This window comes from Paraburkholderia sp. FT54 (genome assembly GCF_031585635.1).
GTDB lineage: Bacteria > Pseudomonadota > Gammaproteobacteria > Burkholderiales > Burkholderiaceae > Paraburkholderia.
Window position 1 is genome coordinate 2803376 of sequence record NZ_CP134195.1, and the last position, 23877, is coordinate 2827252.

Annotated in this window: 22 protein-coding genes; 9 read left to right on the forward strand and 13 right to left on the reverse strand. The window is 61.8% G+C overall.

The features are described 5' to 3' along the window. Positions 1-113 precede the first annotated feature (113 nt). On the reverse strand, positions 114-1100 hold the full coding sequence (locus RI103_RS12945) for a LysR family transcriptional regulator (protein ID WP_310812394.1): 987 nt from the start codon (positions 1098-1100) through the stop codon (positions 114-116). Positions 1101-1222: 122 nt separating this feature from the next. Here RI103_RS12945 and RI103_RS12950 point away from each other — a divergent pair, with 122 nt between their 5' ends. The 4 genes from RI103_RS12950 (at position 1223) to hemP (ending at position 3626) form a co-directional block, all read left to right on the forward strand. Further along, positions 1223-2101 carry a pirin family protein gene (locus RI103_RS12950; protein WP_310812395.1) on the forward strand — a complete coding sequence of 293 codons (879 nt, stop codon included), beginning with the start codon at positions 1223-1225 and terminating at the stop codon, positions 2099-2101. Positions 2102-2260: 159 nt separating this feature from the next. Next, entirely contained in the window at positions 2261-2659 is a 399-nt protein-coding gene (locus RI103_RS12955; RefSeq protein ID WP_310812396.1) for an OsmC family protein, read from the forward strand. Between the two features lie 24 nt (positions 2660-2683). Then, the gene (locus tag RI103_RS12960; RefSeq protein WP_310812397.1) at positions 2684-3166 is read left to right on the forward strand and encodes an SRPBCC family protein; all 483 of its coding nucleotides are present in this window, start codon (positions 2684-2686) and stop codon (positions 3164-3166) included. A 199-nt stretch (positions 3167-3365) separates the two neighbouring features. Further along, on the forward strand, positions 3366-3626 hold the full coding sequence (gene hemP / locus RI103_RS12965; RefSeq protein ID WP_310812398.1) for a hemin uptake protein HemP: 261 nt from the start codon (positions 3366-3368) through the stop codon (positions 3624-3626). 288 nt (positions 3627-3914) lie between these two features. On the opposite strand, the gene RI103_RS12970 is transcribed toward hemP, so the two are convergent. From RI103_RS12970 to uvrB, 5 genes are all read right to left on the reverse strand, one after another. Then, a complete protein-coding gene (locus RI103_RS12970; RefSeq protein WP_310812399.1) occupies positions 3915-5321 on the reverse strand; it encodes a 4Fe-4S binding protein in 1407 nt (468 codons plus the stop codon). Continuing rightward, positions 5318-6163 carry an FTR1 family protein gene (locus RI103_RS12975; protein WP_310812400.1) on the reverse strand — a complete coding sequence of 282 codons (846 nt, stop codon included), beginning with the start codon at positions 6161-6163 and terminating at the stop codon, positions 5318-5320. The genes RI103_RS12970 and RI103_RS12975 overlap by 4 nt, the downstream gene beginning before the upstream one ends. A 74-nt stretch (positions 6164-6237) precedes the next feature. Beyond that, a complete protein-coding gene (locus RI103_RS12980) occupies positions 6238-6570 on the reverse strand; it encodes a cupredoxin domain-containing protein (RefSeq protein WP_310812401.1) in 333 nt (110 codons plus the stop codon). A 141-nt stretch (positions 6571-6711) separates the two neighbouring features. Next, positions 6712-7260, reverse strand: coding sequence for an iron transporter (locus tag RI103_RS12985; RefSeq protein WP_310812402.1), 549 nt, complete (start codon positions 7258-7260; stop codon positions 6712-6714). A 330-nt stretch (positions 7261-7590) separates the two neighbouring features. Then, on the reverse strand, positions 7591-9684 hold the full coding sequence (uvrB, locus tag RI103_RS12990) for an excinuclease ABC subunit UvrB (protein WP_310812403.1): 2094 nt from the start codon (positions 9682-9684) through the stop codon (positions 7591-7593). Positions 9685-10130: 446 nt separating this feature from the next. On the opposite strand from uvrB, the gene RI103_RS12995 reads away from it, so the two are divergent. Then, positions 10131-11330, forward strand: coding sequence for an amino acid aminotransferase (locus RI103_RS12995; RefSeq protein ID WP_310812404.1), 1200 nt, complete (start codon positions 10131-10133; stop codon positions 11328-11330). A 210-nt stretch (positions 11331-11540) separates the two neighbouring features. Here RI103_RS12995 and RI103_RS13000 read toward each other — a convergent pair whose 3' ends face one another. Together RI103_RS13000 and RI103_RS13005 are read right to left on the reverse strand one after the other, a co-directional pair. Further along, positions 11541-12779 carry a patatin-like phospholipase family protein gene (locus RI103_RS13000; protein WP_310812405.1) on the reverse strand — a complete coding sequence of 413 codons (1239 nt, stop codon included), beginning with the start codon at positions 12777-12779 and terminating at the stop codon, positions 11541-11543. A gap of 10 nt (positions 12780-12789) precedes the next feature. Then, a complete protein-coding gene (locus RI103_RS13005) occupies positions 12790-13587 on the reverse strand; it encodes a 3-hydroxybutyrate dehydrogenase (protein ID WP_310812406.1) in 798 nt (265 codons plus the stop codon). 222 nt (positions 13588-13809) lie between these two features. Between RI103_RS13005 and RI103_RS13010 the strand changes: the two genes are divergently transcribed. Beyond that, on the forward strand, positions 13810-14781 hold the full coding sequence (locus tag RI103_RS13010; RefSeq protein WP_310812407.1) for an aldo/keto reductase: 972 nt from the start codon (positions 13810-13812) through the stop codon (positions 14779-14781). Positions 14782-14993: 212 nt separating this feature from the next. Next, a complete protein-coding gene (locus RI103_RS13015) occupies positions 14994-15839 on the forward strand; it encodes a 23S rRNA (adenine(2030)-N(6))-methyltransferase RlmJ (protein WP_310815232.1) in 846 nt (281 codons plus the stop codon). A gap of 201 nt (positions 15840-16040) precedes the next feature. Here RI103_RS13015 and RI103_RS13020 read toward each other — a convergent pair whose 3' ends face one another. From RI103_RS13020 to cueR, 4 genes are all read right to left on the reverse strand, one after another. Continuing rightward, positions 16041-17081, reverse strand: coding sequence for an ABC transporter substrate-binding protein (locus RI103_RS13020; protein ID WP_310812408.1), 1041 nt, complete (start codon positions 17079-17081; stop codon positions 16041-16043). A 342-nt stretch (positions 17082-17423) separates the two neighbouring features. Next, entirely contained in the window at positions 17424-17768 is a 345-nt protein-coding gene (locus RI103_RS13025; RefSeq protein ID WP_310812409.1) for a hypothetical protein, read from the reverse strand. Positions 17769-18002: 234 nt separating this feature from the next. Further along, on the reverse strand, positions 18003-18149 hold the full coding sequence (locus tag RI103_RS13030) for a DUF3563 family protein (RefSeq protein ID WP_012432419.1): 147 nt from the start codon (positions 18147-18149) through the stop codon (positions 18003-18005). Positions 18150-18453: 304 nt separating this feature from the next. Continuing rightward, on the reverse strand, positions 18454-18876 hold the full coding sequence (cueR, locus tag RI103_RS13035) for a Cu(I)-responsive transcriptional regulator (protein ID WP_310812410.1): 423 nt from the start codon (positions 18874-18876) through the stop codon (positions 18454-18456). A gap of 123 nt (positions 18877-18999) precedes the next feature. On the opposite strand from cueR, the gene RI103_RS13040 reads away from it, so the two are divergent. Next, positions 19000-19257: a cation transporter gene (locus RI103_RS13040; RefSeq protein WP_310812411.1), complete on the forward strand. Its 258-nt coding sequence runs from the start codon at positions 19000-19002 to the stop codon at positions 19255-19257. Between the two features lie 13 nt (positions 19258-19270). After that, the gene (locus tag RI103_RS13045) at positions 19271-20191 is read left to right on the forward strand and encodes an SDR family oxidoreductase (protein ID WP_310812412.1); all 921 of its coding nucleotides are present in this window, start codon (positions 19271-19273) and stop codon (positions 20189-20191) included. Between the two features lie 113 nt (positions 20192-20304). Here RI103_RS13045 and RI103_RS13050 read toward each other — a convergent pair whose 3' ends face one another. Further along, complete coding sequence (locus RI103_RS13050; RefSeq protein ID WP_310812413.1) at positions 20305-23874, reverse strand: error-prone DNA polymerase; 3570 nt, start codon at positions 23872-23874, stop codon at positions 20305-20307. Positions 23875-23877 lie beyond the last annotated feature (3 nt).

The following is a 23877-nucleotide window of genomic DNA, read 5'->3' on the forward strand; positions in this document are numbered from 1 at the left end:
AGGGATTTCACTATAAGCCCGCGAGCCCGCGCAATCAAGCAAACGGCCATTGAAAGTACTCATGACAGGCCGCGCTTAAATGCTAAAAGCGATGTTGTGGCGCGCAGGAAGTGCTATGACGCAATCGCGAATGCCGGCAGGTCAACGAGCTTTTCTTCGCGCACGGGGCACTCGCCCATGATGTGTTTACCGTCGTCGGGATCGAGCATCTCGACCAGATAATCGACAAAGGCGCGCACGGCCGGCACCATCCCCTGCCGCGACACGAATACGGCGTACAACTGCGGCGTCGGGAAGGTCCAGCCCGGCATGACCGGCGACAATTGTCCGGCTCGCAACGCGGCGCCATACATCATCTCCGGCAGAGCAGCGATACCGACGCCGCCGAGCACGGCTTCCCGAATCGTCATCAGATCCGCGGTCACGAGGCGCGGCTCGTGTTCGTGCGCGTGACGCGTGCCGTCCGGTGCGATCAGGTTATAGACGTGGCGTCCGTCGCCGGTCGGCACATCGAGCGTTTCGAAACCGTTCAGATCGGCCGGCAGCAACGGCGGCGCATTCTGTTGCAACAGGCTCGGCGCGCCGACCAGCATTTGCTGCGTGCGCCACAGCGGCCGCACCACGATGTTGGCGTTTTCCGGCGGATCGGAGCGCACCCGCAGCGCGACGTCGATCGAATCCTCGAACAGATCGACCACGCGGTTCGTGACGCGCATCACCACACGCACTTCCGGATAGCGATGCATGAATTCAGGCAGGATCTGCGACAGAATGGTCTGCGAGATCGTGACCGGCACGCTGACGCGCACCGTGCCGCGCGGCGACGAACGCAGTTGCTGGACCACGTTGACGGCCGCCTGCGCCTCGTTCAGCATCGCCTGGCAATGTTGGTAGAACAATTGTCCGGCTTCGGTCAGCGCCAGCTTGCGCGTGGATCGCTGCAACAAGCGCACGCCGAGCGACGCTTCCAGCTCAGTCAGCCGGCGCGACAGGCGCGACTTGGAAATCCCCAGCACGCGTTCGGCGGCGGAAAAACCGCCATGTTCGACGACCTGCGAAAAATACATCAGGTCATTCAGATTATGTGAATCGATCTTCATCTCATCGTTCCAGTAATAGAACAATCCATTGCGTGGAGGCGGCTGGCACCCCGGAAAACGGTCCCTATAATAGCTCCATGTTTCAAAAATAACGCTATTCCCCATTTTTTGAGGTGACTTTGATGAGCACGACCCGCACGATCGAACGCACGTTCCCGGCTGTTCGCACGACCGAGGGTGGCGGCTTTATCGTCCACCGCCCGTTTCCGACCCGCATGCTGATGGACTTCGATCCGTTCCTGCTGCTCGACGAAATGGGGCCGATCGACTACGCGCCGGGCGAGGCCAAAGGCGCGCCCGACCATCCGCATCGCGGCTTCGAAACGGTCACGTATGTGCTCGAGGGCCAGCTCGGCCACAAGGATTCCGCCGGCCATTCCGGCACCCTGCATGCCGGCGACGTCCAATGGATGACCGCGGGCGCGGGCGTCGTGCACAGCGAGATGCCGGACCCGTCGTTCATCCGCACGGGTGGCCGCGTACACGGCTTGCAGTTGTGGGTGAATCTGCCGCGCCGCGACAAGATGATCGAGCCGCGCTACCAGGAAATGCCGTCGTCGAGCATTCCGGTGGCGACGTCCGGGGACGGCAAGGTGCGCGTCAAGGTCATCGCTGGCGAAGCGCTCGGCGTCAAAGCGGCGATCGAAACGCGTACACCGATCCTGTATCAGCATTTTTCGCTGCAACCGGGCGCGACGATTCGGCAGCCGGTGCCAGGCGACTATCGCGTGTTTGCCTATAGCCTGTCCGGCACGGGGTTCTACGGTGAAGGCGAAGCGCGTCAGGAAATCGACGCGCAAAAGATGGTCGTGTTTCAGAACGACGGCGATTCCGTCACCCTCACGGCCGGCACGGAGCCACTCGAGGTACTGCTGCTGGGCGGTGTGCCGCTGAAGGAGCCTGTGGTGCGCTACGGCCCGTTCGTGATGAACACGGAAGACGAGATCCGCCAGGCGGTGATCGATTACCAGGCCGGGCGTATGGGTGCGATCACGCATTGAGCTGAGCGGCGGCGGGCGAGATATGCACCGTCGATGCCTCGGCCCGAAACGCGAAGGCCGGTAAATTCGTTCACAATAGCGATTCAGGCCGCGCGCCGCGCTGTTTACTCATAACGGACCGTGGCGCGCGGCGGTTTCCGTCCCTGTTCAGGAGCGCGCATGGCAGAGTCCACCGTCACCGCCCACATCGGTTCGACGAATTTCCAGGTTCTTTTCGACGACGGCAAGCACACATGGCTTGGCGACGAACCCGAGTCGCTTGGCGGCGGCGATCGCGGGCCGACGCCCGTCTCGCTGTTGCTATCGAGCCTCGGCGCGTGCACGTCGATCACGCTGAAGATGTACGCTCAGCGCAAGGAATGGCCGCTCGCCGACGTGCGCGTGACGCTCTCGCTCGAAACCGGCGACGCGGGCACGACCATCGATCGCAAGATCGTGCTCGAAGGCAATCTGTCCGACGAGCAACGGGAACGACTCTTGCAAATCGCCAACCAGTGCCCGGTTCACAAGATTCTCACGCATTCGATCACGATTCGTTCGGGGCTCGCCGTCGCTTAAACGCTTTCATAGGAAGCCGTCGTCTTGAATTTCGAACACCTTATCCAGATCAACGATCCGTTGAATCCGTTTGTCGAATCGATGACCCGCGAGCAGTTGTGGGAAGGTCTCGTGCTGCGCGCCGAACAGCCGCAACTGTTCGTGATGGGGCTCGACAGTTGCACGATCCTTTCGCGCGAAGGCAATGTGCTCGAACGGGAGCTGCATTATGGCCAGGCCACGGTGCGCGACCGCGTCACGCTGGAGGAAAGCCAGAGCGTGCGCTACGACATTCTGCAGACGGCCGACTACGTAGGCGGCTCGCTCACCATGACCATCGAGCAACCGGACGAACTGCAGTTGTTCCTGCGCTTCGAGTACGCCACTACGCTGCCCGAATCGACCGATCCCGACGCGCATCAGACGCAGGAGATCGTGAAGTCGGCGTATCGGGAAAACGATATCGATACCGTTCGGCTGATTCGTCAGTACGTGCAAGCGAAGCAGGAGCCCGGCACGTTGCATTGAATGTCGCGCGGGCACCTCGCCCGCCGTTGAGCGCAAGATCGCCGAACGACATGGCGGTCTTGCTGCAGACTCCCCTCGCCGTTCCGCCTTTTACCCTCTCAGACTATCGAAACTCAGATCCGATCAATTTCTCTTTCTTGGAAATGGGAATGGTTATCATTTAAAATTAATCCATCGAATCGACCGACAGCTAAAACGAATGACCGATCTCACGCGCCCTTCCACACTCAGCCTGCGCCGCCCGGCGGCCGCGCTGACCAGCCGTCCGAAATTGTCGACGGCAACGGTAGCCGGTCAGAAACCTGGCGCGGATCGTACCAACGGTTCGGGCGAGACGTCGGAGCGGGTCGTACGCAGCGACGCGTTGCTGCAAGGACATAACCACGTCAGCATCGTGCATAACGGCGAGACCTACCAACTGCGTGCCACGCGCTTAGGCAAGCTGATCCTGACGAAGTAGGAACGAACAGAAGTAAGTACCGGGTATTGTGGGGACCACCTCCCAGAGAGGTGTTGGGCAGTAGCCAGCCACGACGGCTTGCACGTGAGAACTAGACCCCTTCGTGCAGACACCAAGCCAGCCGTCGCAGCAAGCCAGGCCGCTTTTTTTGGTTCTCACTCGATACGGCAACACGCGATAACGTGTGCCGCTCATGCGGAAAAAATGGAAAAGCCGTGGGATGCTGTCATCTCCACGGCTTTTTGTTTGTGGCGGCGTCGGCTACCGTGACCGCAAGCGTTGAATGCGTTACTTCGAGGCCCAGCCCCAGAACATCAACCACCATGCGCTATCAACCACGGCCAGCGCCGCGGCGACCCATACCATCGCGAGGCCGCGCTGAATGAAGCGCTCGCTATAGCGACGCGTCACGAGCCAGGCGAGCCACGCGCTCCACAGATTGGCAATCGCCAGAATCGCGATGCGCATATCCGACGCCCACCACAACGACACATGTTCCGCGCGCAACAGCGACAGCGTGGTAGCGGACAGGCCGAGAAACACGCCCGCGCCGGCAATCGGAATCAGCCCTTGCGTCAAATGATGCAGACGCACGGCATTGAAGCGCCCCAGCATGCGGGTCGCGCCCATGAGCAGCAGCAGTAGCGCGGTGCCGTACACGAGCGCTGTGGCGAGGATGTAGCCGATCACCATCGTGCCGTCGAGCCACGAAAACACGTCGTTCTGCTCGGGGTAGTGCGTGAACAGGAACCACGGCGCGTTGGTGTCGAGCGGCCACGTGATGTCGTGATCGACCAGCCAGTTCGCGAAGAACATTTTCAGATCGACGAACCAGCGCGATGCGGTCCAGTGGAACGCGCCGATCGCGATGCCGAGCAGACCGTACAGGATCAACGCGGTATCCCACGGGTTGGCCCGCTTGTCGCCCAACTGCACCACTTCCGACGACGGCGCGCGCCACGTCAACGCGATCGCATCGCGGTGCCCGCTGCAACGGCCGCACATATGGCAGTCCGACGCGCCCTTCATATTGCGCAACGGCACGAGCGGCGCGCAATTGATCGGAATCACGCGATGCCCATGCTCGCCGTTCTTGTAGGAACGGCGCCATGCGTCTTCATCGACCTTGTAGTGGAACGGCGCGAGCCGCGCCAGCAGCGAGAAAACCCCGTTGACGGGGCACAGATACTTGCACCAGACACGCTTCTCGCGTCCGTATAGCAAGCCGATGATCATCGCAGCGAAAGTCGAGCCGCCCAACACCAGCAGCACGGCTTTCGGATACTGGTAGACGCTCACCATCTGACCGTAGATGGTGGTGATGCCGAACGCGACGAACGGCCAGCCGCCCCAGCGCATCCAGCGCGGAATCGCCCAGCCCCGCCCGTATTTGCTGGCGAACTCGGCGAGCGCGCCTTCGGGGCACAGCACGCCACACCAGACGCGGCCAAGCATGACCATCGAGAGCAACACGAACGGCCACCAGATACCCCAGAACACGAACTGAGCGGCGAGCGTCAGGTTGTTCCACAGGTGCGCCGCGTCGTCCGGCAGCGGCATCACCGCCGGCACCAGAATCAGAAACGCGTACACCGCGACCACGACCCACTGAATGCCGCGAATCGCGGCACCGTGACGCTGCATCCACTGACCGGCCGCCGCGAGGCGGCCCGGACGGGTCATGAGCGTGCTCATGCCGCGCGCCCAGCGGCTTGCCGCGCCGGCTTGCGATTCGCGCGGCGCAGCAGCAGATAGACCACCGCCCAGTACGCTACGTAGGCGATCAGATTCATCAGCGCCGGATGAGCGCGATAGCCGGTGAGCGTCGCGACCAGCGAACCGAAAGTGCTCGAATCATCGAGGATCATCGACGAATTCCACATCTGGTCGACGATCGTCGGCAGGATTTCCTTGTCGATCAGCTTGTCGACGCCGGTCTGGAACAGTCCAGCGCCGAGGAACAGCAGCATGATTTCCGTGATGCGGAAAAAGAGCCGCCACGAGAAGATCTTGCCGCCCAGTTGCAGCACGTAGAAGGTCAGCAAGGCGAGCGCCAGGCCGATCACGACCGCGAGCATCTGGCTCGCGCCAACGTGACCCGACTGGCCGAAGCCGAGGCCGTACAGAAAGATCACCGTCTCGCTGCCCTCACGCGCGATCGCCAGCGCCACCAGCAAGGCGACGCCCCACCAGTTCGAATCGCGATGGCTCTTTTGCAGCGACTGTTCCATGTCGCGCTTGAGCGTGCGGCCGTGCTGCTTCATCCACAGCACCATCTGCACGATCAGCACGCAGGCGATCAGCACCATCGCGGTCTGGAAATAATCCTGCGCGTCACCGGAGAGCACTTCGGTGAAACCGACCAGCGCCGCGCCGAGCGCCACCGCCGCGATCACACCGGCCGCCACGCCGCCCCACAGGTACGGCAAACCGCGGCGCGCGTCATCGTCGCCATTTTTCAGCCACGCGTACAGGATGCCGACGACCAGCAACGCCTCGACACTTTCCCGCCACACAATGAATAGAATCTGACCCATCAAGCTCTCCCTCTGCCTGCTTCTGCTTCCAGCGAGCGGGCCTGATGACGGCCGGCGCTCGCGTCCCAAGCCCACTACTTCGCGACGATGACGCCCTGCGCCTGCTGGTGGAAATCGTCGAAAAACTTGTATTCGCCCGGTTCGAGCGGCGCGATCACGACGAACGAATCCGCGCCCGGCGCCAACACCTTTTCTTTGCGCAACTGCACGCTTTCGAATTCGGCCGCGCCTTTGCCCGTGTTGCGCACTTCGATCTTGATACGCTGCCCCGCCGGCACTTCGATGCGGGCCGGGTTGAGCTTGCCGTCGCTCATTTCCAGCCTGAAGGTCGGCAGGTCGGCTGCGTGGGCCGCGCCCGCCAGCAAAACCGTGGCGGCGAAGATCGCAATCTTTCGGTTGATTCTCATTAGCCCTTCCGGAAAACGCGGCGCCTCGACGGTGGACCGCCGACGCGCCGCCTGCTGCATTGGCTCGTTCAGCCTCATTCAGTCACCCACTCATGCGCGGCCAGGCGCTAAAGCGTGGTCACACGTGATGACGCGCGGCAATCAGTAGCCGCCCTTCTTGCCGATGCCGGCGAAGGTGAAATCGTATTCGAGCGTGATCGGCTTGAACCACGGGCCCACGCCGGTTTCCTTGTCGACGTGGCGGCCGAAAGCCATATGGCCCGTTTGCATCGGCGCCTCGACGATCATCTTCAGGTGGTATTTGCCCGGGCCTTGCAGCTTGACGTTGTCGCCGTAGTGCGGGCCGTCGTTGGCGACCATCGCCATCAGGTCGCCCTTCTGCTTTTGGGTCGAACCGGCTTTCGTCAGTTCATAGTGCACTTGCAGATACGGCATCCAGTCGCCTTCGGCGAAACCGGTCGGATTGTTCTTGACCGCGTGAATGTCCGCTTCGAGGTGGATGTCCGAATCCGAGGCTTTGCGCATCATGCCTTCGGGTTCCATCGTGATCGGCTGCAGATAGACCGCGTTGATTTCCATGCCGCCATGAATCTGCTGCTTGCCGATCGGATATTCCGCCGCCGTCGCCGAGAAAGCCGCGACCGCGGCCACCGCTGCTGCGCCACCTCGCACAAATGAAGAAATCCGCATTGAAACTCCTTATTTTTATCAGACTGGAATCGAATCCATTGGAACAGCGCGTCGCGCATGCCTCGATGCAGCGGCCGCGGACGTCGAGCACCGCGATCGATTGCCAGTCAAGCGGCAGTACGAACGTTAATGCGAACCATTCTCAATATTGGTTGAGTTTATCATCGATCTCGGGGGAGAACAAATCAGAACGCACGCAAAGCCTGGTGGAGGCAGGGTCTTAAGTCAGTCTTAAGAAAATGCTGGGACGCAAACGATGCGATGCCGGCGGGCGCCAGACATCAATTGACAGGGCGCGGCGCGTTGCCGCTCCCTGAAGCGGGGGATGAATCAGTCGACGCCGGCCACGTGATCGCCGACGTTCGCGCCGAACACGCGCTGGCGCAGCAACGCAAGCTGGTCGCGGGTCTGCGCGGCTTTCTCGAACTCGAGGTTCTTGGCGTGCTCCATCATCTGCTTTTCGAGACGCTTGAGTTCCTTGGCGAGCTGTTTCTCGGACATGTCTTCGAATTTCGCGCGCGCTTGCTGTTCCTTCAGTTCGGCGCGGGCGTCGTCGACGTTGTACACGCCGTCGATAATGTCGCGGATACGCTTGACCACCCCGCGCGGCGTAATGCCGTTCTCGAGATTGAAGGCGATCTGTTTGTTACGTCGGCGCTCGGTTTCGTCGATGGCGCGGCGCATCGAGTCGGTGACCTTGTCCGCGTAGAGAATGGCCTTGCCGTTCACATTCCGCGCCGCCCGGCCGATGGTCTGGATCAGCGAGCGCTCGGCGCGCAGAAAACCTTCCTTGTCCGCATCGAGAATCGCGACCAGCGACACTTCCGGGATATCCAGCCCTTCGCGCAACAGGTTGATCCCCACCAGCACGTCGAAGGTGCCCAGCCGCAGATCGCGGATGATTTCGACCCGCTCCACCGTGTCGATGTCGCTGTGCAGATAACGCACCTTGACACCGTGGTCGGCCAGGAACTCGGTCAACTGCTCGGCCATGCGCTTGGTCAGCACCGTGACCAGCACGCGGTCGCCTACCTTGACGCGCTCGTTGATCTCGCCCAGCACGTCGTCGACCTGGCTGCGCGCCGGGCGCACCTCGATTTCCGGATCGACGAGGCCGGTTGGACGCACCAGCTGCTCCGCCACCTGTCCCGCCGTCTTCTGCTCGTAATCCGCAGGCGTGGCTGAGACGAACACCACCTGACGCATCTTGCGTTCGAACTCGTTGAACTTGAGCGGCCGGTTATCGAGCGCCGACGGCAGACGGAAACCGTAGTCGACGAGATTCTCCTTACGCGCCCGGTCGCCGTTATACATGCCGTTCAACTGGCCGATCAGCACGTGCGACTCGTCGAGCATCATGATCGCGTCCGCCGGCAGGTAATCGACCAGCGTAGGCGGAGGTTCGCCCGGCGCCGCGCCCGAAAAATGCCGCGAGTAATTCTCGATGCCTTTGCAGAAGCCGAGCTCCTGTAGCATTTCCAGATCAAAGCGGGTGCGCTGCTCGAGCCGCTGCGCTTCGACCAGCTTTCCGCTGCTATAGAAGAATTCGAGCCGCTCGCGCAGTTCGCTCTTGATCGTTTCGACCGCGCGCACCACGGTATCGCGCGGCGTCACATAGTGCGACGACGGATACACCGTAAAACGCGGAATCTTCTGACGCACGCGGCCAGTAAGCGGATCGAACAGTTGCAGCGTTTCGACCTCGTCGTCGAACAGTTCGACGCGCACCGCCATCTCGGCGTGCTCGGCCGGAAAAATGTCGATCGTGTCGCCGCGCACGCGGAACGAGCCGCGCTGGAAGTCGGCCTCGTTACGGTTGTACTGCATCGCGATCAGCCGCGCGATGATGTCGCGTTGACCGAGCTTGTCGCCGGTGCGCAGGGTCAGAATCATCTGGTGATATTCGGACGGATTGCCGATACCGTAAATGGCCGACACCGTCGCCACGATCACCACGTCGCGCCGCTCCATCAGGCTCTTGGTGGCCGACAGCCGCATCTGTTCGATGTGCTCGTTGATCGACGAATCCTTCTCGATGAACAGGTCGCGCTGCGGCACGTACGCTTCCGGCTGGTAGTAGTCGTAGTACGAGACGAAGTACTCGACCGCATTGCGCGGGAAGAATTCGCGGAACTCCGAATAGAGCTGCGCGGCGAGCGTCTTGTTCGGCGCGAACACGATGGCCGGGCGGCCCAGCCGCGCGATCGTGTTGGCCATCGTGAAGGTCTTGCCCGAACCGGTCACGCCGAGCAGCGTCTGGAACGACAGACCGTCCTCGACGCCTTCGACGAGCGTATCAATCGCCGTGGGCTGATCGCCGGCGGGCGGATACGGCTGGTAGAGCTGGAACGGCGAGTCTTCGAAGCGGACAAATTTGGATTCGTCGAGCGTCTCTTCGGCTTCAGTCAGATGTTGTTCGGACATGTGGGCGGCACCGGGCCTTGGGCAAAGAACTATTCTAACGGGTTGCGGGAATCGAGGATCGAGCGGATCTGTGCAGGTTTTTGAGGTTTGCTCGGGCAGGTTGGGACGCGATTGTTGCGGCCCTTCGAAGTGTCGCGTGGGCTTGGCTCACGGCGACCGAACGGCCACAACGAGCCCTGATTCCCCGGCTGCGGGCCGCTTACCGGCTTCCTCCTGGCGGGCTGGCGAGCAGCGCCGCCATTGCCAAGTGGCGCCGGAGTGCTTGTTTTTCAAGCAAAAAATTCTCCGCCAGCGGCCTGGTCGTCCGAAAACGGTCGTGAATTCGTTACAATGCCAAGTTGCGCTCGCTCGCCGTTGTCCATAGGCCGTCCGCGTTTTGCGTCGGACGCCGCTGGCCCGGCCTTGCGATCGAAGCCGCCCTCTTCTCACTACTGCTGCCCATCATCATGTCTCTGTTCTCCGCCGTCGAACTTGCTCCCCGCGACCCGATTCTGGGCCTGAACGAAGCCTTCAACGCCGATACGCGCACCACCAAGGTCAACCTTGGCGTCGGCGTGTACTTCAACGAAGAAGGCAAGATTCCGCTGCTGCGCGCCGTGCGCGATGCCGAAAAGGCCCGCGTCGAAGCCGCGCTGCCGCGCGGGTATCTGCCGATCGAAGGCATTGCCGCCTACGATGCCGCCGTGCAGAAACTGCTGCTCGGCAACGACTCGCCGCTGATCGCAGCGGGTCGCGTCGTGACGGCGCAAGCACTGGGCGGCACGGGCGCGCTGAAGATCGGCGCGGACTTCCTGAAGCGCCTGAACCCGAACGCCAAGGTCGCGATCAGCGATCCGAGCTGGGAAAACCACCGCGCGCTGTTCGAAAGCGCAGGCTTTGAAGTCGTCTCGTACCCGTACTACGACGCGCACACCCACGGCGTGAATTTCGACGCCATGTTGAACGCGCTTGACAGTTATGCAGCGGGCACGGTGGTCGTGCTGCACGCGTGCTGCCACAACCCGACTGGCGTGGACCTGAGCGTCGAGCAATGGAAGCAGATTGTCGAAGTCGTCAAGGCGCGCAACCTGGTGCCGTTCCTCGACATCGCGTATCAAGGTTTCGGCGACAACATCGAAGCGGACGCTGCAGCCGTGCGTCTGTTCGCTGCGTCGGAACTGAACGTGTTCGTGTCGTCCTCGTTCTCGAAGTCGTTCTCGCTGTATGGCGAACGCGTCGGCGCCCTGTCGATCATCACGGCAAGCAAGGAAGAAGCTGCCCGCGTGCTGTCGCAACTGAAGCGCGTGATCCGCACGAACTACTCGAACCCGCCGACGCACGGCGGCTCCGTGGTCGCGGCCGTGCTCGCTTCGCCGGAACTGCGCGCCACGTGGGAAACGGAACTGGCCGAGATGCGTGACCGTATTCGCGCCATGCGCAACGGTCTGGTCGAACGCCTGAAGGCGAGCGGCGTGGACCGCGACTTCAGCTTCGTGAACGCGCAACGCGGCATGTTCTCCTACTCGGGTCTGACGGCGCCGCAAGTGGACCGTCTGCGCGAAGAATTCGGCATCTACGCCGTGAGCACGGGGCGCATCTGCGTGGCTGCGCTGAATACGCGCAACCTCGACGTGGTGGCCAACGCGGTCGCTCACGTGTTGAAGTAAGGTATTGGCGAGCGCGGGCATTTATTGCACGCGCTCTGCTGGAAATGCTTGTGGAAACGGCGCCCTTTCGGGCGCCGTTTCTGTTTGCGGCCTGACGAGTCTGCGGCTTGTTGATTGCCGCTCGAGCAAAATCGTTCTCGATCCACCGCGGATTGCCACGATGACGGCGCTCCGCCTCGGTCATGCGCTGCTCAGACTGCCGTGGCTCTTTCAGCGTGAATCGCGATGGATGTCGTGCGTGACAAAGCCCGCGTCGTTATCCGGCATGTCTAACCAATCGGGTTGCGCAAGCGAATGGCGGATGTCGTCCAGACCGCTCTGCCAGTGCTCACGCATTGTCGACAGGCCGAACTGGAAGTCCTTGTAGTGACCCTCGTACTCCTTGTGCCGGTAGATCAGATGGACCACGTTGTAACGCTTCGAACACGACAGATCTTCGGCCAGCTTGCACCACGGGTCGTCACGCTGATCGGACGGCACGCGATCCAGCACCTCGCGCAGAACGTGCCGGAAACGCTGCGATCGTTGCAGCATGTCGGTCACGAGACGCGTGCGGCTCGAGTACTGGATGTCTTTCATACGCCCTTGCACGTCGGTGATGTTATCCGGCACCGGCCCGATCGCGCTCCAGAGATCGACCTGGAAGGCGAGCGTGTCGCGACGCGGCGTGGACTGGATCACTTCGTAGAGTGGCGTGTTGGACATCAAGCCACCGTCCCAGTAATACTGGCCGTCGATCTCGACCGCCGCGAAACCGGGCGGCAACGCGCCTGACGCCATGAAATGCTCGGGCCGGAGCGTCGTATGCGTGTTGTCGAAGTATGCAAAATTCCCCGTGCCGCAATTGACCGCCCCCACCGACACGCGCATTTCCTTCGAATTGATCCGGTCGAAATCGCAGAGCGCTTCGAGCGTGGCCTTCAACGGCGTGGTGTCGTAATAGCTGGCCAGTTGCGGCGGTCCCGAGACGGTAGGCAACGGCGGCGGAAAGCGCGGCACGAAAAAGCCCTTTTGCCCCTCGACGATGGCGCCCATTGCCTGCGTCGCCGTAAAGGCCTTGCGCACGGCGTCGCTGGAATTGAAGAACGCGTGCTCGATAAACGCGGGCAACGGCGGCCCGAAAGCCGGCTGGCAGATCGTCTCCCAGAATTGCAGCAGCCGCTCGACCCGCTTTTCGGGCGGATTGCCGGCAATGATCGCCGTATTCAACGCGCCGATCGAAATGCCGGCCAGCCAGTTGGGCTCGATGCCGGCTTCGTGAAGTCCCTGAAAGACACCGGCCTGATAGGCACCCAACGCGCCGCCGCCTTGCAGCATCAGGGCAACCGTTTCGTAGTTGGGCAAATGGAGGTGCCGGCCGGGATGCGCGGCGGGCGCCGGACCGGCGCCCTCGCCCTCCCCGCCGCCGGGCGCGCCGACGCGCGCCCGCTTGAGATTGCGTTGCGCCATAGGCACCTCCTTATTGCATATACCAGCCGTGGCTCACAATAAAGGACTGGCCGGTCAGCGCCGCCGTCGGGAAGGTGGACAGGAACAGCACCGTTTGCGCGACGTCTTCCACCGTGGTGAAGACACCGTCGACCGTGCCGCCCAGCATGACGCGCTTGACCACGTCTTCCTCGCTGATGCCCAGTTCCTTGGCCTGTTCGGGAATCTGCTTGTCGACGAGCGGCGTGCGCACGAATCCGGGACACACGACATGCGAGCGCACGTTGTGCTTTGCGCCTTCTTTGGCGAGCACGCGCGCGAGGCCCAGCAGTGCGTGCTTGGCCGTGACATAGGCCGATTTGAGCGGCGACGCTTCGTGCGAATGGACCGAGCCCATGTAGATCACGATGCCGCCGCGATCGTCCTTGTACATGTGCTTGAGCGCGGCCTTGGTGGTCAGGAAGGCGCCGTCCACGTGGATCGCCTGCATTTTCTTCCAGTCTGAAAACGAATAGTTTTCGATCGGATTGACGATCTGAATGCCGGCGTTGGAAACGAGAATATCAACCGAGCCGAGTTCCGCGGCGACCTTGTCGATGCCCTGATTGACGGCGTCCTCGTTCGTGACGTCCATCGCCACGCCAATTGCCTTGCCGCCGCCCTTTTTGATTTCTTCAGCGACGGCGTTCGCCCCGTCCTGGTTCAGGTCGGCAATCGCGACCGCCGCGCCCGCCGCGGAAAGAGTCAGCGCGATCTGCTTGCCGATGCCGCTTGCGGCGCCGGTAACCACGGCGACTTTGCCATTCAGATTCGTGTTCGTTGACGACATCCAGAACCTCCATGCAGTTGATGACAATGAGACCACGGGCCGCGAGCGGCGTGAAGTCGGCCAAACGGCATAGGCCGTCCGGCCGAATGCTGCACTGCGGCCAACGCTGCTATTGTGCATGAACCGTGTGAACTGCATCGGTAAAAAGCGCATCAAAGCTTATCTCTTTAAACTGGACGTTTTCAGCGGGATTCCGGTGGCATCACCAACAAGGAGGAATGCATGAATTATCGACGTCTGGGCCGTTCCGGCCTGCAAGTCAGCGAGCTGTCCATCGGCTCGTGGGTCACCTACGGCAATCAGGTGGACACCCACGCGGCACGCGAATCACTCGCGGCCGCGCGTGATGCGGGAGTCAACTTCTTCGACAACGCCGAGGTTTATGCTGGTGGCAAATCCGAAGAGATCATGGGCCAGGCGCTGAAGGAACTGGCGTGGCCGCGCGTGAGCTATGTGGTTTCGACGAAATTCTTCTGGGGGCTGGCGGAAGCGCCGAACCAGTACCACACGTTGAACCGCAAATATCTGCTGAACGCGATCGACGCGTCGCTCAAACGTCTGCAACTCGACTATGTCGATCTGGTGTTCTGTCATCGTCCCGACCCGAACACGCCGGTGGAGGAAACCGTCTGGGCCATGAGCGACATGATCACTCGCGGCAAGGCGCTGTACTGGGGCACCTCCGAATGGAGCGCCGATGAAATCCGCGCCGCTTATGAGATCGCGGAACGGCATCATCTGCACAAGCCGGTCATGGAACAGCCGCAGTACAACCTGTTCCACCGCAAGCGCGTCGAGCAGGAATACAAGCGGCTATACGAGGATATCGGCCTCGGGTTGACCACCTGGAGTCCGCTTGCGTCCGGCCTGCTGACCGGCAAATACCGTGACGGCGTGCCGGCCGACAGCCGCGCGCAATTGCAGGGTTACGACTGGTTGCGCCAGCAAGTTACCGACGCGGGCCAGAACAACGTGGTCGGCAAGCTCGGCGAAGTCGCGGACGAATTGAGCTGCACGGTCGGCCAGCTCGCCATCGGCTGGATTCTGAAGAATCCCAATGTCAGCACAGTGATTACGGGCGCGTCGCGGGTGGAACAGATCGGCGAGAACATGAAGTCCGCCGAGGTGGCCGAGCGGATCACGCCGGAGATCAAGACGCGGATCGAGGAAATTATCGGCGACGCGCACGACTGACCGGATTCGCGTGACCGCGTAACATGGCTGCGGCGGCATCGCGGCCATGTTACGCGTGCAACTCGCTGCGAAGCGCGGGGCGCAACGCGGCGTCGCGTACAATACGCGACCGCGTTGCACGCCGGCGCCGTATGTCCGTTGTGCAGCCGCATTGCATCCGCATCGCCGAATCCGCCCTGGAGCGGCACGCCCTCTTTCAGCGTCTCCTCATCATGCTCAGCTACCGCCACGCCTTTCATGCAGGCAATCACGCCGACGTTCTGAAACACGCCGTCGTGTTGCAGCTCCTGCGCTACCTCGGCCAGAAGGACAAATCCTACTGGTATATCGACACGCATGCGGGCGCGGGCGTCTATTCGCTGAAGGAAGGTTACGCGACCAAAACCGGCGAGTTCCAGACCGGCATCGCCAAACTGTGGGAGCGCAACGATCTGCCGCCGATGTTCGCGGACTACGTCGACGAGGTAGGCGCGCTCAATCCGGACGGCCAGTTGCGTTTCTATCCCGGCTCGCCGTATATCGCGTGGCGGCAGATGCGCGAGCAGGACCGCATGCGTCTGTTCGAACTGCACACCACCGAAATCGACGTGCTGCGTCACAATTTCCGCGACGCGGGCCGCCGTGCGATGCTGTATGCGGGCGACGGCTTCGACGGCATCCTCGCCTTGTTGCCGCCGGCGCCACGCCGCGCGTTGGTGCTGCTCGATCCGTCGTATGAGGACAAGCGCGACTACATTCGTACGCTGCGCTGCGTCGAAGAAAGTCTGAAGCGGTTCCCGACCGGCACGTATGCCGTGTGGTATCCGCAAGTGAGACGCCCGGAGTCGCAGCGCTTCCCCGATCAGTTGAAGAAGTTGCAGGACAAAAACTGGCTGCACGTGAGCCTGACGGTCAGCAATCCGCCCGAGGACGGTTTTGGACTTTTCGGCAGCGGCATGTTCATCCTGAACCCGCCGTATACGCTGGCAAAAACGCTGAAAGATCAGATGCCCTGGCTCGTCAAGGCGCTAGGAGAAGACAAGGTCGCGCAATTCAAGGTGGAGTATCGCGGCGACTGAGTCCGTATTGCCGGCTGCGAGCGCGGGCAACTGCGTGACCGGTGCGTCGGGCAGCACGAGAAGCCTGCTCGAATGCCGCAACAGATCGAGTTCAGCACAGTCGGCGCTGTGGCCTGCGACGGTGTTGAGCCGGGTCACCCTTGTCGCCGGCGACGCGCACACGACGCGCGCAACCGGCTGCACAGTCAGCCGCTCGCCCGATTACTTGAGTTGCGCCGCGGCCTTGCGAGCAAAGTCGTTGGTATAGGTCGCATTCAGGTCGATCTTTTTCGGATCGAGCCGGCCATCGAACGAGGACAACGCGCGCAACGAGGTCGCCGGGCCATCCGCGGGCATCAGGCCGTCCGGCGAATAGGCGTCGCGTACGTTGTGGAAGGCCTCCACATACAGCGCCGAATCGTTGAGCAGATAGGCCGGCGGCACCATTTTCAGCAGATCGGCATCGCTTGCCGTCTGCAGCCACTGATCGGCGCGCACGATTGCATTGGCGAGCGCCTGCGTTGTCTTCGGATACTTCTGAATGAAATTGTCCGAGGCGTACAGCGTCGCCGCCGGCATTGTCCCGCCGAACACCTCTTGCGTGCCCTTCACCGTGCGCGTGTCGACCAGCACCTTGATCGCGCCGCTACGCGTCAATTTGGTCATCATCGGATCGACGTTGGAGAGTGCGTCGATCTGGCCGCCGCTTACCGCAGCGAGCACGGAGGCGCCGCTGCCCACGCCGATCGCCGAAATCTCGTTGCGCTGCACGCCGGCTTTGCGCAAAGCCACGGTGAGCACGAGATCCGTCGACGAACCCGGTGCGCTCACGCCGACTTTCGCGCCTTTGAAGTCCGCTAAAGTCTTGAGTTGATCGGCCTTCGACTTCAGCACCGCGACGACGATTTGCGGCGCGCGTCCCATCAGCGCGAACGCCCGGTAGTGCTGTCCTTTTTCCTGCATGAACAGCGTGTGCTCGAATGCGCCCGCGCCCACGTCCGCGCTGCCGCCCACTACCGCTTCCAGCGCCTTCGATCCGCCCGCGAAATCTTCGAGCGTGACGTCCAGGCCTTCGTCCTTGAAGTAGCCCAACTGTTGCGCGGCGAGCACCGGAAGATAGTAAAGACCCGGCAGACCACCGACGGCCATCGTCAGCGCGGGCTTTTCCGGCGTGTCTTTGGCAAGCGCGGCGCCAGGCAGTGCAGCCAGCGCGAGCAGCGTGACGCAGGCCCCTCCGGCCTGCCGCATCCAGTGAGTCGGCATTCGATGTCTCCTTGTTCTGGTTTTTTCGTTCAATTCAGTAGAGCCGGGCTTGATGCGTGGCCCGAGTCGCTGGCGAGAGACCGCGCGATGATTGTCGTCGCACGGTTTCGCCCGCGCCATGCGCCCAAACCCCAATGGCGCGCAGCGCGCAGGCGCATGAGTTGTCGGTCCCGTGTTTGTGCTCCTCCATTACTCACGCGCCGCCGTAGTCGGCGAGTAAGGCGAGTGCGTCAATCATCGCAGGCCTACTCACCGCGTGCGTCCACCCGGGGGCGAACTAGTCGCTCACCAACCACCAATAGAGACGGAAAGAACTGCTGTGAGCAATCACACCGCGAGAGCTTACTGCGGCCGATGCGCTGGACGAGGTTGCGGTTGCGGCGGCAGCGCACCACCGCCCGCGGGCAACTGGATATAGGGCGCAACAACGATCGGGATCGACGAATTCGGCGCCAGTTCGGCCGGCGTCGCGATGGGCTGCGCTTCGACGATCGGCTGCCGCGAAAGCGGCGCGGTCTGCAGCACGGTCCCGCTCTGGCCGTCGCTGATGCCGTTCTGCGAGTCGAGAATCACCGGCTTGCGCGTGCTGGTCGATGCGGCCGACACGGTCGAGACAGCGAAAACCGTGGTCAGGCAGGCTGCAATGGTTACGGCCAGGAAAGATTTGAGCGGGCGGGCAGATGGCATGGTGGCGGACCGGTTGATTGTGAGAAAGCCGGATTGCGCAGAAAAACGCTTTACCTTACCGCGACGGTAGCCTCGAGGCTAGTCGATATTCGCCACGAGTAGCCGTGGGGCGCCGTCTGACTGAAATTTTCGAGGTCCAGATGTGACAAAGCCCCGCATAGACGGGGCTCAACGCTTTGACTGTTGTGGCCACGCAATTAGCGCTGCCGGGGTCAAACTTGATGCGGTTGAAACTTACAGCGAGTAGCCGTTGGTTTCGAGCGAACGGATGCGCTGTTCGAGCTGGACGATGTCCGACGACGATGCCAGGTAAGCTTCGCGACGGGTGCGTTCAGCGGTTTCAAACCAGGTGCTCAGCTTTTCAAGTACGTATGCAAACATGATGTTCTCCAAGGATCAGATTGAATCCCCGGTGGATTGGGCATCAGGGATTTCCCGTAAAAGGGTTAACCCGGATTATAGCCTTATGGCGCAACCTGGCTAGTGAAATGCCCGCATGACGTGCATTCCGTTTTGGAATGATGCACGGACGTGGTGCACGTAAGTTATTGATTTCGCTGAATTCAAGATGAGTTGTTAGCGGCAATCGATACCGCCCCGTATTTTTTCGCACATTATTGGTGCGAAATGCGATTCGAGTTGTACTAGGTTCAGCCAACGGGTTGCACCCATCGCCACAACCACCTCAAATTGGGTGACAGCCCTGGCCCGAAATGAGATCGGTATCGGCAAGCCGCTCGATAATCGGACAATCAGGACGGTCGTCGCCGTGACAATGGTCGGCCAGGTGCGCCAATGTGTCCCGCATGTCGGTCAGTTCGGCGATGCGGCGATCGAGTTCCGCAACGTGTTCCAGCGCAATTGTCTTCACTTCGGCACTAGCGCGCGAGTGGTCGTGCCACAGTGCCAGCAGCCGTCGAATATCCTCGATCAGGAAGCCGAGCCGGCGCGCCTGGCGGATGAAGCGCAGCGAATGAACCTCTTGCGGGCCATATACGCGATAACCGGCGTTCGTGCGCGATTTCGCCGCCAGCAAGCCTACGCTTTCGTAGTAGCGAATCATTTTCGCCGTGAGGCCCGACGCACGGGCCGCTTCACCGATATTCATGGCCATTTCTCCAGTGTGGACGTCGATCGTACACCTTCCCATGGTGGGAAGGTCACCCACTCAAATACGGATCGGCAGGCATAATTCAACCATCGCACGATCCATTTTCCCGAGGCAATTCCGATGACGATTGAATTTCAGGTAGAAGGCATGAGCTGCCAGCATTGTGTGGCAGCGGTCACGAACGCAATCCGCGAACACGATGAGGCCGCGCGAGTCCAGGTGGATCTCGCAGCGGGGCGCGTCATGGTGGAATCGGCGCAAGCGGCTGAGACGCTGAAGGCCGCCATCGACGAAGCCGGCTACACAGTGACTGGCGTGGCAAATGGCGCGACAAATAACGCAGGCGGCTCAACAAGCGGCGCGTCCGGCACCCGTTAAGCGAGCTCACGCCATGCTCAAAGTTGCTGTCATTGGTGCCTCCGGGCTGCTAGGCCGCGCGCTCGTCGCCGAGCTGGCGCAACAGGCCGGCTGGCAGGTCGTGGCCACGGCGTTCAGCCGGCCCGCGCCGGGCACGGTAGCGCTGGATATTCGCGACGCGCAGGCGGTCGAGCAGTTCGTCGAGCGCGAAGCGCCGGACGCGCTCGTGATTGCCGCGGCGGAGCGTCGGCCGGACGTGTGCGAACATGATCCGGCGCTGGCCCGCGCGCTGAATGTCGATGCGGTGCGCAGCCTTGCCGCGGCGGCAAACCGGCGTGGCGCATGGACGTTGTCGATCTCAACCGATTACGTGTTCGACGGCACGCACCCGCCCTACCAGCACGATTCCGTGCCCGCTCCGCTCAATGCCTATGGGCGCAGCAAGCTCGAAGGCGAGCACGCGCTGGCCGAATCGACCGACCTCGGCTGCGTGCTGCGTTTGCCGCTGCTGTACGGGCCGATCGTCAGTTGGGCGGAGTCGGCCGTGACGAGTCTCGTGCCGGCGATCGCCGCGTCGGCTGCGCCCGGGGGCAAATCCGCCGTCATGGACGCATGGGCGATCCGTTATCCCACCTTCACGCCCGACGTCGCCTTCGTGATCCGGCAGATGCTCGAACGGCATGCGCAGGGCGATGCGATTCGCGGCATGGTGCAATGGTCGGGCGACGAGCCGATGAACAAGTACGAGATCGCCGTGCGCCTTGCTGAAGCGCTGCAACTCGATGCGCATCTGACGCCGCAACCCACGCCGGCCGACGCAACGCCGCGCCCGCATAATTGCCACCTGGCTTCTAACCGGCTCGAAGCGCTTGGGATCGGCCGCCGCACGCCGTTCGATACGGCGATCCGTCAGGTGTTAGCCGCGTTCCCGTGGCGAGGTGCCGCACAAGCGTAGAACGTCTCGTGTGGCGGGTAGGGCCAGCCAGGGCAGTCGCGGTGCCATGCGTGCGATGTGCGCCGGCATAACGGCGTGGTAACGGTTGCGGATTCGGCCGCGGCAAGCTGGCCTTAATGAAAATCGCGGCTCGCCGTGGCCAGTTCGCCGAGCCATTCGCTGTGGTCTTCGAGTCGATGGGCGACGAGATGGATCACCTCGCCCTTGTGTTTCTTTTTCACCCTGTCGCCCTGATTCGCGCTCACTCCATTGCCGGCGTTGTTGCCTCCGGTAGCCACGCCGTCGTCACGCTGCAAAACGCCGTACACCGCCAGCAACGACGAACCCAGCAGCACCTTGCGCTGCTTTTCCACCAGAGACGGCCAGACGATCACATTGATCGAACCGGTCTCGTCTTCAATGGAGACGAACACCGTGCCGTTTGCCGTGCCCGGCCGCTGCCGCACAGTGACAATGCCGCACGCTCGCGCCAGTGTGCCGTGCTGACACGCGGCGAGTTCGGCGGCCGTGCGAAAACGCTGTTGGGCAAGGCGTGCGCGCAACAATGCGAGCGGATGGCGATTGAGCGTGAGACCGATACTCGCATAGTCGTCGACGATTTCGCGGCTTTCGGCTGCCTGCGGCAACATCAGCGGCGCTTCGGCGACCGGCGCATCGCGCAGCAGTTTGGGCACCGTGTGTTGCGCCGTCACGGCCCACCACGCTTCGCGCCGATGTCCCGCGATACTGAGCAGCGCGTTCGCCGCGGCAAGCGCTTCGAGATCGCGCCGCGTCAAGGCCGCGCGACGCGCCAGGTCGTCGACATCGGTAAACCGCGCCTCGTTGCGAGCGGCCATGATGCGCTCGGCGGCTCCTTGCGCCAGACCCTTGATCAGATGCATGCCGATGCGCACGGCGGGACCGCGAGCGCCATAGGTGTTCGACGCTTGAAACACGCGGGCAGTCAATCGCTGTGCCGCGCGCCGGACCGTCCTGCTTACCGTCAGGCGCCGTAGCGAAAGATCGCGCAGTTGCTGCGCGGATAGTACGGCTTGCTGACGATGCAAACAGGTTTCGTCCGCTGAGATCCGCTGTCCTTCATGACCGCGTCGTTCGAATGTCGACTCCCAATCGCTCAAGGTCACGTCGGGCGGCAATACCTCGACGCCGTGACGCTTCGCATCCTGAACGAGTTGCGACGGCGAATAAAACCCCAACGGCTGACTGTTCAGCAAACCCGCCAGAAAAGCAGCCGGTTCATAGCGCTTCAACCACGCGCTGAGATAGACGAGCAGCGCGAAGCTCGCCGCATGGCTCTCCGGAAATCCATACTCGCCGAAGCCTTCGATCTGTTTGCAGATGCGATCGATGAACTCCTGTTCATAACCGCGCTTGAGCATCCGCTCGTTCAAATCCTTCTGGTACTTCGCCAGGTTGCCGCTGCGCCGCCATGCGGCCATGGCGCGCCGCAACTGATCGGCCTGCTCACCGGTATATTTCGCCGCAACCATCGCCAGATGCATGACCTGCTCCTGGAAAATCGGCACGCCGAGCGTACGTTCGAGCACGGGACGCAACTCATCCTTCGCGTAGTCGACAGGTTCGAGCCCCTGTTTGCGGCGCAGATAGGGATGCACCATGCCGCCCTGAATCGGCCCGGGCCGCACGATCGCCACTTCGATCACGAGATCGTAGTACTTGTTGGGCTTCAGACGCGGCAGCATGCTTTGCTGCGCACGCGATTCGATCTGGAATACACCGATCGTATCGGCATGGCCGCACATTTCGTAGACGGCGCGATCCTCGCGCGGAATATCCTGCATCCTGAATGTCGGAAAACCGCGCCTCAACGCGACGAATTCCAGCGCGCGCCGGATGGCCGACAACATGCCTAGCGCCAGCACGTCGACTTTCAGCAGCTTGAGCGCGTCGATATCGTCCTTGTCCCATTCGATCACGCTGCGGTCTTTCATCGTCGCGTTCTCGATCGGCACGAGCCGCGACAGCTTGTCTTTCGCGATCACAAAACCGCCGACGTGTTGCGACAGATGACGAGGAAAAGTGCGCAACTCCTTCGTGAGGCGAATCAGATTCTGCGTGATGTGCGAGTTGGCGTCGAAGCCCGCTTCGGCCAGATATTTGGCGACCGCATCTGTGCCGTCCCACCATTGTTGCGACTTGCTGATCCGCTCGATCAACGACGCTTCGAGACCCAACGCCTTGCCGACGTCTTTCAGCGCACTGCGCGCGTGATACGTAATCAGCGATGCAGTCAGGGCCGCCCGATGACGGCCGTACTTCGCGTAGATATATTGAATCACCTCTTCGCGCCGCTGATGCTCGAAGTCGACGTCGATATCAGGCGGCTCGTTGCGTGCGCGCGAGATGAATCGCTCGATCAGCATGTTCATGTGCACCGGATCGATTTCCGTGACGTGCAGGCAATAACAGACGATCGAATTCGCCGCTGACCCTCGCCCCTGGCAGAGAATGTTTCTGGAGCGCGCGAAACTCACGATATCGTGCACCGTCAGAAAATACTTTTCGTATTTCAGATCGGCGATCAGCCCCAACTCCTTTTCGATCTGACCGATTCGCTTCAGGTCCATGCCTTCAGGCCAGCGCTCCATCGCACCGGCCATGACCAGCTTGCGCAGATAACTCGACGGCGACTCGCCGGCCGGCACCAGTTCTTCGGGATACTCGTACTTGAGTTCGTCGAGCGAGAAGCGGCATAGCGCGGCGATACGCAGCGTTTCTTCCAGCGTATCGCGCGGATACAGTTTGCCGAGCCGCACGCGCGTACGCATATGCCGCTCCGCATTCGCCTCCAGCGCATGGCCGCATTGCGATAACGGCGTAACGAGGCCGATGGCGGTCATCGTGTCCTGCAACGGTTTGCGCGATCGGGCATGCATGAGAACGCCGCCTGCCGCGACCAGTGGCAAACCGCTCGCTTTTGAAATCATGCGCAAGGCGTCGATCTGAAGATCGTCGCTGCCCGTTTGCCAGAGTTCGAGCGCGATCCACGCCCGTTGTGCAGCGAACGAGGCGAGCCAATGCGCGCAACGCAGCGTATGCGAGAGCGTCGCCGCGCGCTGCGGCACGAGCATCAGGACACAATCGGGCAACGTTTTTAGATGTGCAAGATGGGGGAGCAAATCGGTGAAGTCCGACGGGCTAAGGCGATAGCTGCCTTTGTCCGCTCGCGAGCGCGCTAGCGTAATCAGTTCGGAAAGATTGCCGTAGCCGTTGCGGTTGGTTGCCAGCGCAACCAGGGTGCAGAATGGTTCGCCGTTTTCGTCGGTCAGATTGAGTTCGCTGCCGATGATCAGGTGAGGAAGAGGTTTTAATGCCTCGATTTCCGTGGCTTCCTGTTGAGAAGTTTCGGCTTTCGGCGCATCGTCCAAAGGCGCTTCCGGTTGCGCAGCTTTGGCCTTGTCATCTCGCTCTTTTTGCTGACGGTCTCGCTCCTCTTTGATTTCCCTCAACGCTGTGTGAGCGCGCACGACGCCGGCCAACGAACATTCGTCGGTGATCGCGAGCGCGCTGTAGCCGCGCGACATCGCCTGCTCGACGAGCTCATGAGGATGCGAAGCGCCACGCAAAAAAGAGAAATTAGTCAGGCAATGCAACTCCGCATACGCCGGTAAATCGACGGCGAGTACCTGCTGCGCGAGAAATGATGGCTGGGATAAGGACATGAT